This is a genomic window from Vibrio coralliilyticus (assembly GCF_024449095.1).
Classification (GTDB): Bacteria; Pseudomonadota; Gammaproteobacteria; order Enterobacterales; family Vibrionaceae; genus Vibrio; species Vibrio coralliilyticus_A.
On sequence record NZ_CP024628.1, the window covers coordinates 514,152 to 530,325 of the forward strand.

Below are 16,174 nucleotides of genomic sequence, written 5' to 3' on the forward strand. Positions count from 1 at the left end.
GTCGACCTTTTTAAGGAGGGGGTAACCCCTCCTTCATTTCTTTGTTTTATTATCGCTAGCAGGTTCTTTTATGCAGTCAGTTCAAGGTACAGATGCTATGACATCACCAACAACGAGCTTGCCTTCAAGTAAAAATGTATTCATAAAGTGGGCGCTTCTTGGCTCAGTCGGTATTCTTAATGGCTACGCGACGATTCTAATGTATTCACGGGGTGAGATTGCGTTCGCACTTCTTACTCTTATCGTAACCGCACTCGCTCTTTATATTTTTGGTAGTAAAAAGACTTACGCGCATCGCTATATCTATCCAGGTATCGCAGGCATGATCTTATTCATTCTGTTCCCATTGGCGTATACGGTTGGTCTTGCTTTCACGAACTACAGTGCGAAAAATCAGCTTTCTTTTGAACGTGCTCAGTCTGTTTTGCTTGATCGTACTTATCAGAGTGGTGATAGCTACCCGTTTTCTCTGATCAAGACAGAGAATGGTCACCGCATCTCTGTGAAGAAAGGCGACCAACTGCTGGCAACGGAAGAATTTAACCTCGCTACGTTGTCGGGTGATATGTCGTTGTCTCCTGTTGAGCAGGTAGAGGGTGAAAAAGAAAAAATTAAAGCCATCATCAAGAACAAATCTGTTCTTGGCGCTGTAGACCTACACATGCCGTCAGGCGAAGACATCCGCATGAGCGGTCTGCGCAAGTTTGCGGCAGTTGTCCCGCTCTACACGTTGCAGGAAGATGGAGAAACGCTCTACAACAATGAAACGCAAGAGAACCTACGTCCTAACAATGAAGTCGGCTTTTACCAACCCGTTGATGAAAATGGTCAATTTGTAGGTTCAACTGTCTCACCAGGTTTTATTGTAACGATTGGTACTGATAATTTTGAGCGCGTCTGGAAAGACGATGGCATTAAAGAGCCTTTCATTAGCATCTTCATTTGGACGATTGTGTTTTCAGCGGTCAGTGTTGCTCTAACGGTTCTGATTGGTTTGGTTCTGGCAAGCGTAGTTCAATGGGAAGAGCTGAAAGGGCGAGCAATTTATCGTGTACTGCTGATTCTGCCTTATGCTGTTCCTGCCTTTATCTCGATTCTTATTTTCAAAGGTTTGTTCAACCAGAGCTTTGGTGAAGTGAACATGGTTTTGGAGGCGATGTTTGGCATCAGCCCAACGTGGTTCTCTGACCCGTTCTTGGCAAAACTGATGATCATCATCGTGAACACTTGGTTAGGCTTCCCTTACATGATGATTCTGTGTATGGGTCTCTTGAAAGCGATTCCTGATGACCTTTATGAGGCGTCTGCTATCGATGGTGCGAACTTTATCGACAACTTCCGTCGTATCACGCTACCACTGATGATTAAACCATTGACGCCACTACTTATTGCTAGCTTTGCGTTTAACTTCAATAACTTTGTATTGATTCAGCTTCTGACTCAAGGCGGGCCGAACATGATTGGTACGTCGGAGCCTGCTGGCTATACCGATCTATTGGTTAACTACACTTACCGCATCGCATTTGAAGGTGCAGGCGGTCAGGACTTTGGTTTAGCGAGTGCAATCGCAACGCTTATCTTCTTGTTGGTTGGCGCACTAGCGCTATTGAACCTACGTGTAACAAAAGTGGCTCAGGATTAAGGAGAAATATAATGGCAATGGTACAAGGCAAGTCATTAAAATACCGTGTTTGGGCTACTCATATTGCAATGTGGGCGTTTCTAGGACTGATCATCTTCCCATTGTTGATGATCATCGCGATTTCCTTCCGTGAGGGTAACTTCGCAACCGGCAGTATTATTCCTGAGAATCCATCGCTGGAGCACTGGAAGTTAGCATTAGGTTTCTCTGTGACGAATGCGGATGGTTCGGTGACCCCACCTCCATTCCCGGTTCTGACATGGTTATGGAACTCAGTTAAAGTGGCTGGCATCAGCTCGATTCTTATTGTGTCGCTTTCGACAACTTCTGCTTATGCGTTTGCACGTATGAAGTTCAAGGGTAAAAACACCATCCTTAAAGCGATGATGATTTTTCAGATGTTCCCAGCCGTACTAGCCCTAGTAGCGATTTATGCTCTATTCGACAAGCTAGGTCAGTATATTCCATTCTTAGGACTCAATACGCACGGCGGCTTAATTTTCTCTTACTTAGGTGGTATCGCACTGCACGTATGGACGATAAAAGGTTACTTCGAAACCATTGATAACTCTCTAGAAGAAGCGGCAGCATTGGATGGTGCAACCCCATGGCAAGCGTTCCGATTGGTACTATTACCCTTGTCGGTGCCGATTCTTGCAGTGGTGTTTATTTTGTCATTCATTATGGTAGTGGGTGAAGTTCCAGTGGCATCTTTGCTACTTTCTGATGTAGACTCATACACATTAGCGGTTGGTATGCAGCAGTATCTGTACCCTCAGAACTATTTGTGGGGAGATTTCGCAGCAGCAGCAGTATTATCTGCACTACCAATTACTGTCGTATTCTTACTTGCGCAGCGCTGGTTGGTCGGAGGATTAACCGCCGGTGGTGTGAAAGGCTAATAAGAAAGATAAGGGCGACTGCGAGGTCGCCCATTTTGTTTCTCGACTTAACACTTTTGGTTTGGCCGCCGATCAGTTAAGAAGGGAGCAAAACTGGCGTTACGCATAGCTGGCTGTTAGCTTAGATTCCTTACTATTTCACTACTAACAGTTTTTGTAACCAAGACCCGAGTTTACTCGGGTTTTTTTATATCTTTTCACTACGTATTCATTCGGCAACAGTCTTACTTATCGTTTAATTTAAATGAAATGTAGTTACTTACAGAAATAGTATGTCAGTGGCGTGCCACTGGTTCTTAAAGGGAAAACGGGGCCCATTCTCTGCTTAATTACATACAGAAATGAAATAAAAAGTGACCTTTATTTTGAGTAGTGAATAAAAAAGTAGAAAATTTACGAAAATATTCTGCGTGTTTTATTGATAAGCAAAGCTCTATTATCAGTTCTGTTTCGAAACCCAATGGTAGGGAAAACATTGGCTACATAGGGAAGTGTCAATCTGAAAGTTCAATAAGATAGGCAGTAGATACAATGTTAAAAAAATCAATTTTAGTGATCGCACTTGCGGGAATATGTTCGGTTGCAAACGCAAACCCTTATCTTGGTGTGGCAGTAGGTCAAGCTAAGTTTAAAGACACTTACTCTTCTTACAACACCACTCTATTTGGAAACGGCTCATACAAGTTAGACTTGGAAGATGATGACAGCACGGCAGCGAAGCTATTTGTTGGTTATCAGTTCAATGATTATTTCGCGATAGAAGGCTCACTTGGTGGCTATGATGCTATCGATGGCTCTTATGTGTCTATTGGTGATATGACGTTTTTGGCAACACAAGCTAAAGGTATTCTGCCAATTGGTGATCGATTCAATCTATTTGTGAAAGGGGGGATCGCTTACTTTGGTGCTGAGTTCAAAACGAGCTATGCTACAGTTTCTGATGAGGCTATCACAGGAATGTATGGTGCAGGCGCTGAGTTTGCAATCTCTAAAAATATCAAGCTGAGTGCTGAGCTTGATTACATTAGGCCTGAGCTTGAGGTAGTTAAAATTGGTAACGAAACCTTGAGTGTAGAGTCAGATATTACCACTCTGTCACTAGGTTTAAGTTATCACTTCTAGCCATGAAACGAAGGAGCTCTATTTTTAGAGCTCCTTATGTCTTCTTAAACAGGGGCGTTGAATTCTGGAGTATTCGTGAACGATGTGAATATAAGATACCTTGAGTTGCTACTTAAAAAGTACCAGCTTAATCAGGTTTACTCAGTTGGTCTTGGTGAACTTGAGACTGTGCTTTGTACCTCAAGACGCAATGTTTCAACCGTTATGGGTAAGTTAGCGAATATTGGCTGGGTGTATTGGCAGCCTGCAGTAGGGCGTGGCAAGAGCAGTAAACTTAAGGTAAAAAAATCGCTCCAACAAGTTCTCTCCATTGTTTTTCTTTATGAACTCGAACAAGCGCAGTCTAAAGTCATTACGAAATTGCTTGAAAGTTATGGATTAGTTGCGATTCGAGCACTCAGTGTCGCTGCTGAAGAGTTTAACGAGAGAAACGAGCAAGTTAACTCAGTATTTATTTCCTCCTATCCTTGGGTCAATACCATTGACCCAGCCCAAACTTATCGCGCCTCAGAGTTGCAAGTCATAAAAAGTGTTTACGATGTTTTGATAAGGCAAGACCAAGACGGCAGCCTAATGCCTGGGTTAGCCCATCATTGGGAACAGAATGACAATGTGATCAGTTTGTGGCTTAGACCATTGATTTACCGACATGATGGTGAGTTGCTTGCAATAGAGGATGTGGTTTGGAGCTTGGAGCGCCTACGTGATTACTCTGGCCCGGTTCGAGATCTGGTGAGTGGTATTGAAACAATAGATATTACTGCCTCCGATAAAGTCGAGATTACACTGAACTTTCCCAATAAATTATTTATTTACGCTTTGGCAATGCCCTACGCGTCTATTATTTGTCGAGATCAACTATGTTTCGGTAATGGTTATACCTGTCATGTCGGAACCGGTCCGTATAAGGTTGATAGATGGAATGAAGAAAGCCTTTCTCTCAAAGCTCACAATGATTATTACGCTGCACGGGCTTTGATAGAAAAGGTGACGCTGTCTCACAACACAGAGATCATTGAAAATGCGCTTAGCTTTAATCAGGAAGTGGGCGAAGTTGAAGTAGAATCAATCAATGCCTTCTCTTATCTCACCTATCATGAGCGCGCCGACAGTGAGATAAGCCCAGCTACTTGGGATGCGTTAGCTAACTACATTGCCCAAAGTAAATACGATTATGATGAAGATAACGCTGTTGAGGGGGTAGACCTCCAACAATTATCGGAAAATATGTTGCCGGTTGAACCTCCAAAACTTAAAGGTCGAGTGGTGATTGCAGAGCCTATTTGGACCATTCCTAGTTTAATTCGTAATGCAAAATGGTTACATAGACTGATCCGTTCAACGGGGCTAGAACTTGACGTTCATATTGTCGAAGACATTAGTCATCCTGAGGCAGCCACGGCACATGCTGATCTGATGTTGATCGAAGAGATAGTCGAGGCGCCTCTTGAATACGGTCTATTTGAATGGCTATCTATCTCGACGGGACTACGTTTTGCATTAAATGAACGGGACATGGAAGATCATCAACAGAGAATTCGTCAAGCAGTGAGTGCACACGTGCCTCTTGTCGAGTTACAGAAAATAGAGCAAGAGCTATATGAGAGTAAACGTTGTGTAGCGCTTTTTTGTGGGAAAGAGGAAGTAACGAAAGTGCAGCAAGTTCGTGGCGTGCAAATTAGGCCAACAGGGTATAGCGATTTTTACAAACTCTGGATTTCTAAATAGTCAGTGTCGTTTGGGTTAAAATTCGCGATTAGAAGGCGCGCAGCCTAAATACTGGAGTAGCACGTAAATACTTTCCTGAGAAAGAGCAACCCTACGAAATAGATCAGCGAAGGTATCATCACCGCCAAAACAGGTTTGGATGTAATGATTAATCTCATCATCGGCATAGCCCTCCACATACATCGTACGAACCCATTGGTACTCTACGGCTTTGGGGTTGGCCAGTGTGGTTTCGCTGAGAGTGGTGTGGCTAAGGTTCAAACCGTGTCCTTCCTTCTAACTAATCGATTGCGGATTTAATCAAATTAAGATGAAGGAAAAATGACAGAGAGGTTGCGTTTGCTCAAAACTGACTAATAAAGTTGAAAAAAGAGGCTTTTCAGCCTCTTTGTAGGACATAGTGACTATTTCAAATACTTTACATGTGCTTCCATTTCTTCGCCTATTTGTTTACGCATGTTCATCAAACGAATCGCTGAGTCTCTTAACTCAATATCTTCTTTGGTTTCTGGAATCCATTCAGGGACTGGAGAAGGCTTACCTTCTCCATCTACCGCAACCATAATGACAATACAATGCGTTGTTAGGCGGTTTTTTAGCTCTTTCGGGTCACTGGCTTGAACGTCAATGGCAATGTGCATGGACGTTTTTCCCGTGTATATCACTTTTGCACTTACCTCAACGAGGTTGCCAACGTGTATCGGCGCTACAAATCGGATGCCACCAGCGTAAGCTGTGATACAGTATTGGCCACTCCATGCAGCAGCATTGGCATACGCTGCTAAGTCAATCCATTTCATGACAGCGCCACCATGGACTTTGCCACCAAAATTGACATCTCCGGGCTCAGCTAGAAAGCGTAGTGTTATATCGCGTTGGCCATTACTCATCTGTCAATCCTTCGTTTTTATGTGTTTGTTAAAACTATTAACAAACACTTCAATAAACTGCAATCAATAATTCCAGCTTAGTCGAAAAATGGCTTTAGCCCCAGAAACAGAAGCAGCCAGAACAGAGGCGGAAGAAGCAGATAGGATCAGGTACGTGGCGTCATGACCGAGTCCATGATTTTCATGCTTTGCTCAAAATAGGGGTTGTACGTTAAACGAGCGTGAATCTTACCGGGTTCGGTATAGCCCCATGCGGAGAACCATACTTCTTCACCCTCAGCGCATTTTGCTGCATCTGTTTCCTCTTGACCATTGGAGCAGATAAGATGAGCGCCATTGACTCCGTAGTTGGGATTATCCGGAGAGAAGAGTAACCCCATATGAGAGCCATTTGAAATTCGCTGTTCTGGCAATATCATACTAAAACGTGTCGAACGAGGGTCATTCAGATCGTGTTCCCCTTGCCAAACTAAACGATTGTTAGGGTTTGTCATTCGGTGCGAGAACATATCGATAGAATACTGAGTATTGATAACACTATCCCCCTCACTCATAAGCATGAATACGGGCTTGTCATAGTTTGCTGACGCGAGTTTTTTTCTGACATCGGAAGAAGTCTGATAGTAGATCGCTGCGGCGTTCATCGGCAAAGAATTGTAACGTAGGGGGTTATCTTCAGGATCCTGATCTGCCCAGGTAATGAAGTAGCTTGCTAACTCAGCAAATTTGACAGCGGAAGAGCCCGGTTCAAATGCTGGAGAGAAAAGAAGCACACCATTGATGCTTTTGTCGCTCAACGCTTCAGACGTGACTAAATTAGCACCGGTCGAGTAGCCCCCAACCCAAATAGAATCCGTGTCTTTCTTAAGCAGTTCGATATGGTGTTTTACAACGCCTTGCCAATCAGCAAGGGTGGATAACTGCAGATCGCCCACTTTGCTAGCATGGCCAGGAAGTAGGACTGTTCTTACCAAATAGCCTTGTTCTGCGAGGTGGGTGGCGACATCAATGAAAGAGTAGGGAGAGTCACCCAAACCATGAACTAAGAGTACTCCCTGCCCGTTTGGCTGATTTGGAATATATTCATGCGGCAGGACTTGGTCCAACTCCTGTTGTTGGTCATCGGTCATGAACAAACGGTTGTCCGCTAACCAAGCTTTGGTCTCTTCTAGGTAGCTTTCAAAACTACTTTGTTGATAGTTTGGTAGTATGTCAGCTTTGTCATAGGCGGGGTCTTTAGAAGGAGTACTGCAGCCAACTAGACCTGCCGTCACAGCGGCTGCAAAATAAAAGACCAAAGCTGTTTTTTTACGCATCATGTATTCAAGTTTTTCTCTTTTACTTTGATTTTGACACGTCTTCATACTCTCCCTCCAACACAGAGCCTTTTGATGGTTGTTGATACGCAGTAGCGTTTTTCTTTATCGCTTTCTCAATTTTTTTGCCGGTAATCAGAGCCACGATTGTTAGGGGAATCGCGAGGATCAGGCCAAAAATAATGGTAAAGAATCCAATAAACAGCGCAAGTGCGCTCGAAATCATTCTATTCATAACTCATACCTCTCTTTTAATACGAATATTAAACGAAAGGAAATGAATCAAAGATGAATAAAACCTGTATCAACAAAAAAGCCGCTTTCGAATGAAAACGGCAAGTACGGGGGTGTATCTTTATAGTTGTGTTGTGGAGGTTTACCCCTGAGCGTTTTCAGGGGCGATATTTGGTTACTTTGACGGGTAAGTTTTGTAACGAACACCCATCATTTGTTCCATACAGTGGACGACTTGGCAGCTGTAGCCGAATTCGTTGTCATACCAAATATATAGAACACAGCGGTTATCTTGAGCGATGGTTGCGGCCCCATCGACTACACCAGCAAAACGTGAACCGACTAGGTCCGTAGAAACCACTTCTGTTGACTCTGTATAGTCAATTTGTGCCGATAGTTCAGACGCCAACGCCATTTCACGTAAGTAAGCGTTTAGCTCATCTTTGTCTGTCCCTTTTTCTAGGTTGAGGTTAGCAATCGCCATTGAGACATTTGGAGTAGGAACTCGGATTGCGTTACCTGTAAGCTTACCAGCAAGTTCAGGAAGCGCTTTTGCAACTGCTTTCGCTGCACCCGTTTCAGTGAGAACCATGTTGAGGGAAGCGCTACGACCACGGCGTTCACCAGAGTGGAAGTTATCGATCAGATTTTGGTCATTAGTAAACGAATGCACGGTCTCAATATGGCCAGAAACAACGCCATACTTGTCGTTCATTGCTTTCAGAATTGGCGTTATGGCATTAGTTGTACAACTTGCCGCAGAAATAATGGTGTCTTCTGCATCAATCACATTGTCATTGACACCAAATACAACGTTCTTGATATCGCCTTTGCCCGGAGCGGTTAGGAGGACTTTTTCGGCACCGCTACATTCTAAGTGCTGGCTCAGCCCTTCAGCATCACGCCATACACCGGTATTATCGACAACAAGCGCGTTGTTAATACCGTAGCTAGTGTAATCCACTTCTTCTGGTTTATTGGCGTAGATAAACTGAATGTAATTACCGTTTGCAATGATAGCCTTACGTTCTTCATCTACGATGATGCTTCCATTGAACTGGCCGTGTACTGAGTCACGACGAAGTAAGCTAGCACGTTTTTCTAGGTCACCTTTTTTACCACCACGTACTACAACAGCCCGAAGGCGCAGTGGGTAGCCTGGGCCACTTTTCTCGACTAATAAGCGAGTTAGCAAGCGGCCAATTCGGCCAAAACCGTAAAGTACGACATCACGAGGTTCAGTGACCGTTTCACCATTCATTGCGCCCATGAGAGAAGAATGCAGGAAGTCTTTCACACCGTGATCGTCATCGCGACCTTTCCAGAATTGGTGCGCCAATTGGCCTACATCAATACGGCATGGCGATAGCTCCATTTCAGACAGCGCTTTGATGAGTGGCAGTGTTTGTTCCGCTGAAAGAGGTGTTCCAGTGTAGCGGCGAGCAAGACGGTGAGTCTTTATGATATCAATGGTCGCTGCATTAACCAGAGTTTTACCGAACAGTAGAACTTCTACGCCTTTTTCGCGATAAAGTTGACCTAGTAGGGGAGAGATAGTTTCCGCAATCGTTTGGCTAGTTTGCCAGTCAAGAAGGTGTTTCTCTGGACTCATTGTTTGTTTGGACCTTTCACGTTTTGAGGACTGACTCTACTTCACTGTGTAGGGGGAGCGAGTAGAGATAATAAAGTGTTTTAATTATGTAATTTTTATGCGGCAGGATTGTAATGCTTAATATCTTATTCTGCTAGAAAAAATAATTGTAGAGTAACTCGCTGATATGGCCCACTAGAATGGGAAATATTCTGTCAATATGACCTATTGACATTTTTTATTTACCTAACTTTTTTTTCGACAAAAAATACTCACAACACAAAATTAGTGTAATTTATGTTTATGTTTTGCTTTGTAATGTAATTTTTATCACTATTACTACTTAAAAAGTAAACGATAAACCTATGGATATCAGGTCGACCTTAGAAGCAAACGTATCACTCGAGTTTTGTGGTTGAGTGAATTGTCCACTGATCACGTTTTTTTGACCCTCTATCCTTTGACATTCTAGAGATGTATTAATTTGAGGCGTGAAATCATACCTAACACCGAATAGATAGCTGTTGCTCATTTTGGATTTTCGGGACTGTCCGTATTGGATATAGGGTGTCCACTTTGAGAGGCGGTAATCGACTCCTGCATACCAGTTTGAATAGAGCTCATTAGACAGCAGGGTTTCAGCCTGAAAATGCCAAGCATTGATTGTATGGCTAACCCCTAAACTAAAGAGGTGTATGTTGAAGAAAATTTCATGTTGGTTAGTAAATGTTTGTTGTGCTTCGACATCGGTATAGGACAGATGAAGTTGGCTGTCTTCAAAGTAGAAGTCGGCACCAAGGCCATAAGCACTTTTAACATCCAAGGTGAAAGACTGCCCATATAGTTCATATTCCTCCTCGTTAGCTAATGCATAAAATGGTGTCAGGCTGAGATAAAATTGATTAAGAAACTCGTAATTTAGTTCAACAGACGTGCCTTCAAAATGGGTAATGCCAAGCTGCCCACCATACACATCTACGGGAAGACGTAACCAAGGGTAAGTGCTTGAAACATAGTAATACTCAGACATGATAAACATGGGGGAACGGAGTCGACCTACCTTGATTCGATGATCTGCCGCGGAGTACTCGAGAAAGGCCCTTTCGAGTGTTGGCGAAGAGAAAGCATCTTGGGGACGTTTGAGGCCTTGTAGTACGGATCGTAGGTTTGGAAGCAGTTGCCAATCTAACTGTAAACCTAGTGTGCTATCGCAGTCAAAACACCAGTCATGCGTAATATCTCGGCCATAAAACACGGGAGTATTGTTGTCACTCTTGGCTGCAGAAAAGGTACCAAAGCCGCTCAGGCTTAACTCATTAGTGAGTTGCACTTGGGCTATGGTAGGGGGGCTTATCAGTGCGATTATCAGTAAGGATCTTTGTTGAATCTCCATAATCCTAGCCTTTATTACAGAGTTTAAAGAGGACATGAGCTTGTTCTGGAATTAAGTTGATCGGAACATAAGCTATGCCATTTGGGTGATTATCTAGCCACCAAGTAATATCTTTTATTGATACTTGAGTAATTTCACTCGGTGCAGGCGCTTTTCCTGAGAAGGTTTGACGTGCCCAGATTGCGTTCATTTGAGTTGGGCTTTTGTTCAATAGGGAATGATAAAAGTCTTGGCGATATTCTGAATGTTTTGGCAGGTCCATTAACCTGATTGGGTACCCTTCGATACTCGATATTCGGCCTCGATAGAGCATTTTTACTTGGTTGGATCGCAGTGCTTGAATATCTGTATTCAGGGTCACGATAGCAAAGTTGCATGCCAGCGACTGAAAACAGAAAAGTTGCAATGTTAAGGTTGTCAGATGCTTAAGCAAGAATACCCCTTGAAGCCCAAAAAATTACCTTAATTTTAGCCTTGTTAATAAGAAGCAAAGTTAATATGAACTAATATTATAGGTCTAGTGGTTAAAAAATGATTCGAAGGAACGAGTCTCAATGCTACTCACTAATATATCTATAAAAAGTCGGTTGCTGATTTTATGCCTTATACCTACATTAGTCATAATTCTGTTTAGCGCCAATGCGGTCACTCGCATTCAGGACAGACTTCACAGCTACGCTGTCATTAGCGAAAAAAACCAAACACTCAGGCATTTGTCTGCATTTTCTAAGTATGTGTATCAAGCGCTTAACCATCGCATGGAAGGACAGAATGCGGCTTTAGTTCTGGATATGGCCCAGCAATCATTGAATTTAGCCGCGGAGGTAGCGCATACCGAAGAGCATGTACATCACGGCATTAGAGATTCTAATCATACATTAAGCTACATTGAGGAGCTTAATGAGCTTATCCCCGAGCTCGCTACAGTCAGTTCCGATGGAAGCTTAGAATTAGGTCGTCTTATCTACACAGTCTTATACGATCTCTATAGTGACGTTCAATCGATAGAGAGTCATAGTGCAGAGCTAAAAGTACATAAACTGGATCTCGTATTAAGTGATTTGAGTTGGTTGTATTTTTGGATGGAACAAGAAGCTTGGATTGCGCAGGAAATCAAAGCTATGGGTCTCTCATATGCGGAATACGCCAGTGAGTACTTTAAGATCAGTGAAAGGCAGCAGTTCTACCTAGACCAATTTGTCAATTTAGGAGCGGATTCTGAGCAAGTCACTACGTTACTGAATGTTTTTGCTAGTCGAGATTTTCAACGCGGGAGCTACTACAAGCAACACATGCTGTTTAGTGACAGTCAGCGAGATAAATTAGAAGGCTTTGCCTCTGCTATTGAGCAACGTAATGTTCTAGTAGAAAAACAGCTAGGTGTGTTTTCAGACAAACTTCATGAAGAACTTCAAATAAGTATTAAGAGAAGTGAACATACATTATTGGCGATAGCCATCGGGGGATTCACGCTCTTTGCGGGAATGTTTTTTTGGGGGACCAGTACCTTATACAGAATCAATTCTAAATTGGCGCACATACTTTCTGTGATGGGGAGTATGCGAAATAGTGGCAGTGTAGAACTGATCCCCGTAGATGGTAAAGATGAATTTTCTAAGTTTGCTCACAGTGTGAATTACGTGATTAAGACGCAAAAACAGTATGAGCAAGAGCTCGTCATTGCGAAAGAAAATGCAGAAGCGGCGAATCAAGCAAAAAGCTTATTCTTAGCTAATATGTCTCATGAAATCCGCACGCCCTTAAACGGTATCATAGGTATGACGGAGATCTTGTCCGACAGCCATCTAACTTCTTCGCAAAAAGATATTCTTAGCGATATCGATGTGTCTTCACATGCACTGCTTATTCTGATCAACGATATTCTCGATTTATCGAAGATTGAATCTGGAAATCTAACCCTATCGCCAAGTCATTCTGATATTCGTGAATCCGCTTTTGAAGCAATGAATATGGTCAGCACTAAAGCACTTAAACAGCAGGTAGAACTCATAGCAACGCTTTCTGACAATATTCCAGATAGTTTGTATATTGATGAGTTTCGATTTAAACAAATTTTGATGAATTTACTCAGCAATGCGGTGAAATTTACTCAAGATGGCACAGTCTCGGTCACGATCACCATGCTCAATGAAGGACAACAAGCATATTTAGATTGCTGTGTCACGGATACCGGCGTGGGCATTAATGAAGAAAAACTGGAGGAGATTTTCCAGCCATTTACTCAGGAAGATGGCAGTATTACTCGAAGATATGGTGGGACTGGGTTAGGACTAGCAATTTGTCGTCAGATTACAGAATTGATGGGAGGACGTATCACGGCCAGCTCTACTCTGGGGTTAGGAAGTTGTTTTCGCGTTTCTATTCCTGCGAACTCTGTCGTTGAGTCAAGCAGGGACAAAGTCAAAGGCAAAGCGTTGCTTATCACCAATAACAGTCGATACACCTCGTTGATCGAGAGCGAATCACAACGCTTTGGTTTGATGGTAACGACTTTAGAAAATGCCAATGAAGGTATAAAGCTAGATGAGCAATTCGATTTGATTTTTTATTGTTATCATGCGCATCACAGTTCGCGTAGAGATCTGGCCTCACTTAGAGCACGATTTAATTTCTCGGAAATCATTGGTTTACAGCACCATCTGTTTATGCTGCCAGATTCTGAAGCACTGGTATCATCTAATTTGACGCTTCCCTTCCTCGGCAGCAGATTTGAAACTGCGGTTACGAAAGCTCTCAACTCTATTCAACTGAATAGCAATCATGCTGAACCAATACAAAATCAATCGCTTCGCTCAAATGAAAGCCGTTGTGTGTTGATCGTAGAAGATAATTTGATGAACCAAAAAATAGCGAGTTTCTTCCTCAGCAAGATTGGAATGAACTACCAGATTGCCAGTAATGGTGCAGAGGCAGTCAATATGTTTCAGTCTGGGCAGCAGTACACCGCAATATTGATGGATTGCATGATGCCAGTTATGGATGGACTGACAGCAACACGGAATATTCGTGCGTGGGAGATAGAGCAGGGAAGAAGCAGAACACCGATCATTGCTTTAACGGCCAGTGTCCTACCTGAAGAAATAGATAGCTGCTTTGCCGCCGGGATGGATGCTTACTTACCTAAACCTTATAAGTCTCAGCAGCTATTCGATACGTTTGAACGACTACAGGTTGTCCTTTAAATCTTCCAGCGGTAACCAGTTTACTTTCACACCGGCTTGGAGAAACATTTCTTGGCTGATTTTGATCTTGTCACCCCAGCGAGATAGGAAATCATCTGTTTGCTCTGGGCAATGAACCGCGGAGATGCCAGTCTGGATAATTTTGGCAGCGCAATTAGGGCAAGGGAAGTGTGTCACCCAAATTTCACAGCCGTCTAAGTCGCGTTTAGCGAATAGGATTGCATTTTCTTCTGCGTGTAGCGTTTTGAGGTATTTCATCTCTCTGTCATCGGTCATGGCACTATCAGAAATGCCATGTGGATAGCCATTAAATCCAACAGAAACGATACGATTTTGTTTTGTGATGACAGCACCGACCTGAGTGGAAGGATCTTTACTCCATGAGCCGACAAGAACAGCCATTTGGTAAAAGCGTTGTGCCCATTTAGAAATCATTCAGTCATTCCTCTAGGAAGCAAACCCTGTATAGGGGAAAAAGTAGTGTGATAGAGATCAGGTAATAATATCCTAATTTCGGTATAGATAGTCCAGTAAAATTCTGAGCGTTAGCCTCTGTAGGTGTGTCCTTTGGCTTTTTATAGTGATTCGCATCACATATTATCAGTCGAATTAGGGGTGGCTTTGGTACTAATGGCTCGGGATTCTGTGCGAGATCTCTTACAAATGCGTAAGTTTAATGACTATAAGCGGTGCGATAATTGTAGAATTTTTATTTTAAGTGACTGTATTTTAAGTTTTTTTTGGATTTTGCCCGTCAGCTTCGCTTTCAATGTGAGAAATTAACCATTGTTAAAATACCTGAGGGGCATAATCTTAAGTGGTCAGCAGGATGCGGACACGGAACAGGAAAGACCCATGGACAGGTCATCTTCAGGACGAAGATTCGATTGCTCAGGATGAACAGTCGGCAAGGAAAGCGAAGGACATTAGCTGGAGGCTAGTAACTAGGATGGTTACATCAAGGAAGGTTAATGGACGCTTAAAGGACTAAGGCAATTTCTATCAGGATGATAGATTCAGGGACACCGCTTAAGGATAAAGTGATGAGAGTTAGCGAGGATAGCTAACGGGCTGGATTGCCGAGGACACCGCTAGGAAGGCGATGATAAGGACAGTGCTGAAGGAATCAGCGAACTATCATGGAATAGATGCAGGGAGCACCTATAGTAGCCGGATTGCTGCGAGTAAGAATAAACCCCACTAAGTGAGAGCTTGGTGGGGTTTTCTTTTTTACTAATTGTTACAAATAGAGCTTTGCGCATGATTTCATTGAATGATTAACTGGCCGCTTCTAAGTAACAGAGGTAAATAACTTAAAATGGACGACCCCTTTAGTCGACTGATTCATTCTCCGGCTTCTTCATCCGAGGAGGCTTTTTTATGTTAGAACTTTTCATGCAACCCGAAACCTGGGTTATTTTCGCAACGTTATTCGCACTAGAGGTGGTACTCGGCGTCGATAATGTTGTGTTTATTTCCGTTCTTTGTGAACGACTTCCTGCACATCAGAGAAAGCTTGCTCGCAACCTAGGTATAACCCTAGCAGTGGCCGCGAGAATCGTGCTGGTCTTCTCTATATCGTGGGTTATGTCGTTGACACATCCAGTCTTGGAAATAATGTCTACGAGCTTTACTGGACGTGACATCATTATGATTGCTGGCGGCGCCTTCCTATTATTGAAAAGTGCAAAAGAGCTGTGGTCTTGGCTTGTACATAGCGAGGCAACGCATTCTACCCACGTTCGAACTGGGTTAGCAGTCGTACTATTACAGATTGTTGCTGTTGACGCGGTGTTCTCTATGGACTCTGTCATCACGGCGGTTGGTTTGACGAGTGAAGTCCCAATTATGGTAGCGGCTATTTTATCTTCGGCGGTGATTATGGTGTTAACAGCAGAGAAGATAAATCACCTTGTGAGCCGATACCCTGGGTTTAAAACATTGGCATTATTATTTTTAGTGCTGCTTGGCGGATTGTTGATGGCAGAAGGTTTTGCTATCCACGTGAATAAGGGATACGTCTATTTTGCAATGGCGTTTGGCTTAGTATTAGAACTGTGTCATATCCGACTCAAGAAAAAGCAATCGGTTCGAATAAAACGGATTCGGCCATTTAAGCTCAAAGCAGAAACCGTTAGGTCATAAATAGAAAG

General features: G+C 43.1%; 14 protein-coding genes. 6 read left to right on the forward strand and 8 right to left on the reverse strand.

All coding sequences use genetic code 11. The features are described from left to right. Positions 1 to 70: 70 nt before the first annotated feature. The 4 genes from malF to CTT30_RS17910 all read left to right on the forward strand — a co-directional run bounded on the left by malF (position 71) and on the right by CTT30_RS17910 (position 5,394). A complete protein-coding gene (gene malF, locus CTT30_RS17895) occupies positions 71 to 1,642 on the forward strand; it encodes a maltose ABC transporter permease MalF (RefSeq protein WP_252037348.1) in 1,572 nt (523 codons plus the stop codon). Positions 1,643 to 1,653: 11 nt separating this feature from the next. Next, positions 1,654 to 2,544 (forward strand): maltose ABC transporter permease MalG, encoded by an 891-nt coding sequence (gene malG / locus CTT30_RS17900; protein ID WP_252037349.1) that lies wholly within the window; start codon positions 1,654 to 1,656, stop codon positions 2,542 to 2,544. Positions 2,545 to 3,075: 531 nt separating this feature from the next. Next, on the forward strand, positions 3,076 to 3,666 hold the full coding sequence (locus CTT30_RS17905; protein WP_239874786.1) for an outer membrane beta-barrel protein: 591 nt from the start codon (positions 3,076 to 3,078) through the stop codon (positions 3,664 to 3,666). A 75-nt stretch (positions 3,667 to 3,741) separates the two neighbouring features. Then, positions 3,742 to 5,394, forward strand: a complete 1,653-nt coding sequence (locus CTT30_RS17910; protein ID WP_252037350.1) for an ABC transporter substrate-binding protein — start codon at positions 3,742 to 3,744, stop codon at positions 5,392 to 5,394. Positions 5,395 to 5,409: 15 nt separating this feature from the next. Here CTT30_RS17910 and CTT30_RS17915 read toward each other — a convergent pair whose 3' ends face one another. From CTT30_RS17915 to CTT30_RS17945, 7 genes are all read right to left on the reverse strand, one after another. After that, positions 5,410 to 5,655 carry a hypothetical protein gene (locus CTT30_RS17915; RefSeq protein WP_239836141.1) on the reverse strand — a complete coding sequence of 82 codons (246 nt, stop codon included), beginning with the start codon at positions 5,653 to 5,655 and terminating at the stop codon, positions 5,410 to 5,412. Positions 5,656 to 5,798: 143 nt separating this feature from the next. Further along, positions 5,799 to 6,284 carry an acyl-CoA thioesterase gene (locus tag CTT30_RS17920; protein WP_239836142.1) on the reverse strand — a complete coding sequence of 162 codons (486 nt, stop codon included), beginning with the start codon at positions 6,282 to 6,284 and terminating at the stop codon, positions 5,799 to 5,801. Between the two features lie 146 nt (positions 6,285 to 6,430). Beyond that, the gene (locus tag CTT30_RS17925) at positions 6,431 to 7,603 is read right to left on the reverse strand and encodes an alpha/beta hydrolase (protein WP_252037590.1); all 1,173 of its coding nucleotides are present in this window, start codon (positions 7,601 to 7,603) and stop codon (positions 6,431 to 6,433) included. A gap of 19 nt (positions 7,604 to 7,622) precedes the next feature. Next, the gene (locus CTT30_RS17930; protein ID WP_239864331.1) at positions 7,623 to 7,835 is read right to left on the reverse strand and encodes a hypothetical protein; all 213 of its coding nucleotides are present in this window, start codon (positions 7,833 to 7,835) and stop codon (positions 7,623 to 7,625) included. 174 nt (positions 7,836 to 8,009) lie between these two features. Continuing rightward, positions 8,010 to 9,446 (reverse strand): glyceraldehyde-3-phosphate dehydrogenase, encoded by a 1,437-nt coding sequence (locus CTT30_RS17935; protein WP_239864330.1) that lies wholly within the window; start codon positions 9,444 to 9,446, stop codon positions 8,010 to 8,012. A gap of 322 nt (positions 9,447 to 9,768) precedes the next feature. Further along, positions 9,769 to 10,818 carry a porin gene (locus CTT30_RS17940; RefSeq protein ID WP_252037351.1) on the reverse strand — a complete coding sequence of 350 codons (1,050 nt, stop codon included), beginning with the start codon at positions 10,816 to 10,818 and terminating at the stop codon, positions 9,769 to 9,771. A gap of 4 nt (positions 10,819 to 10,822) precedes the next feature. Then, positions 10,823 to 11,251, reverse strand: a complete 429-nt coding sequence (locus tag CTT30_RS17945) for a hypothetical protein (protein ID WP_239836147.1) — start codon at positions 11,249 to 11,251, stop codon at positions 10,823 to 10,825. Between the two features lie 121 nt (positions 11,252 to 11,372). On the opposite strand from CTT30_RS17945, the gene CTT30_RS17950 reads away from it, so the two are divergent. Then, positions 11,373 to 14,021, forward strand: coding sequence for an ATP-binding protein (locus tag CTT30_RS17950; protein WP_252037352.1), 2,649 nt, complete (start codon positions 11,373 to 11,375; stop codon positions 14,019 to 14,021). Here CTT30_RS17950 and CTT30_RS17955 read toward each other — a convergent pair. After that, positions 14,004 to 14,456 carry a dCMP deaminase family protein gene (locus CTT30_RS17955; protein ID WP_239836149.1) on the reverse strand — a complete coding sequence of 151 codons (453 nt, stop codon included), beginning with the start codon at positions 14,454 to 14,456 and terminating at the stop codon, positions 14,004 to 14,006. The two genes, CTT30_RS17950 and CTT30_RS17955, sit on opposite strands and share 18 nt — an antisense overlap. 945 nt (positions 14,457 to 15,401) lie before the next feature. Between CTT30_RS17955 and CTT30_RS17960 the strand changes: the two genes are divergently transcribed. Continuing rightward, the gene (locus CTT30_RS17960; protein ID WP_239864326.1) at positions 15,402 to 16,166 is read left to right on the forward strand and encodes a TerC family protein; all 765 of its coding nucleotides are present in this window, start codon (positions 15,402 to 15,404) and stop codon (positions 16,164 to 16,166) included. Positions 16,167 to 16,174 lie beyond the last annotated feature (8 nt).

Excerpts from the sequence above, each read along its gene's own strand:
- malG (WP_252037349.1), top strand. The coding sequence starts at position 1,654 with ATGGCAATGGTACAAGGCAAGTCATTAAAATACCGTGTTTGGGCTACT.
- CTT30_RS17905 (WP_239874786.1), top strand. The coding sequence starts at position 3,076 with ATGTTAAAAAAATCAATTTTAGTGATCGCACTTGCGGGAATATGTTCG.
- CTT30_RS17925 (WP_252037590.1), bottom strand. The coding sequence starts at position 7,603 with ATGATGCGTAAAAAAACAGCTTTGGTCTTTTATTTTGCAGCCGCTGTG.
- CTT30_RS17935 (WP_239864330.1), bottom strand. The coding sequence starts at position 9,446 with ATGAGTCCAGAGAAACACCTTCTTGACTGGCAAACTAGCCAAACGATT.
- CTT30_RS17950 (WP_252037352.1), top strand. The coding sequence starts at position 11,373 with ATGCTACTCACTAATATATCTATAAAAAGTCGGTTGCTGATTTTATGC.
- CTT30_RS17920 (WP_239836142.1), bottom strand. The coding sequence starts at position 6,284 with ATGAGTAATGGCCAACGCGATATAACACTACGCTTTCTAGCTGAGCCC.
- CTT30_RS17930 (WP_239864331.1), bottom strand. The coding sequence starts at position 7,835 with ATGAATAGAATGATTTCGAGCGCACTTGCGCTGTTTATTGGATTCTTT.
- malF (WP_252037348.1), top strand. The coding sequence starts at position 71 with ATGCAGTCAGTTCAAGGTACAGATGCTATGACATCACCAACAACGAGC.
- CTT30_RS17960 (WP_239864326.1), top strand. The coding sequence starts at position 15,402 with ATGTTAGAACTTTTCATGCAACCCGAAACCTGGGTTATTTTCGCAACG.
- CTT30_RS17940 (WP_252037351.1), bottom strand. The coding sequence starts at position 10,818 with ATGGAGATTCAACAAAGATCCTTACTGATAATCGCACTGATAAGCCCC.
- CTT30_RS17955 (WP_239836149.1), bottom strand. The coding sequence starts at position 14,456 with ATGATTTCTAAATGGGCACAACGCTTTTACCAAATGGCTGTTCTTGTC.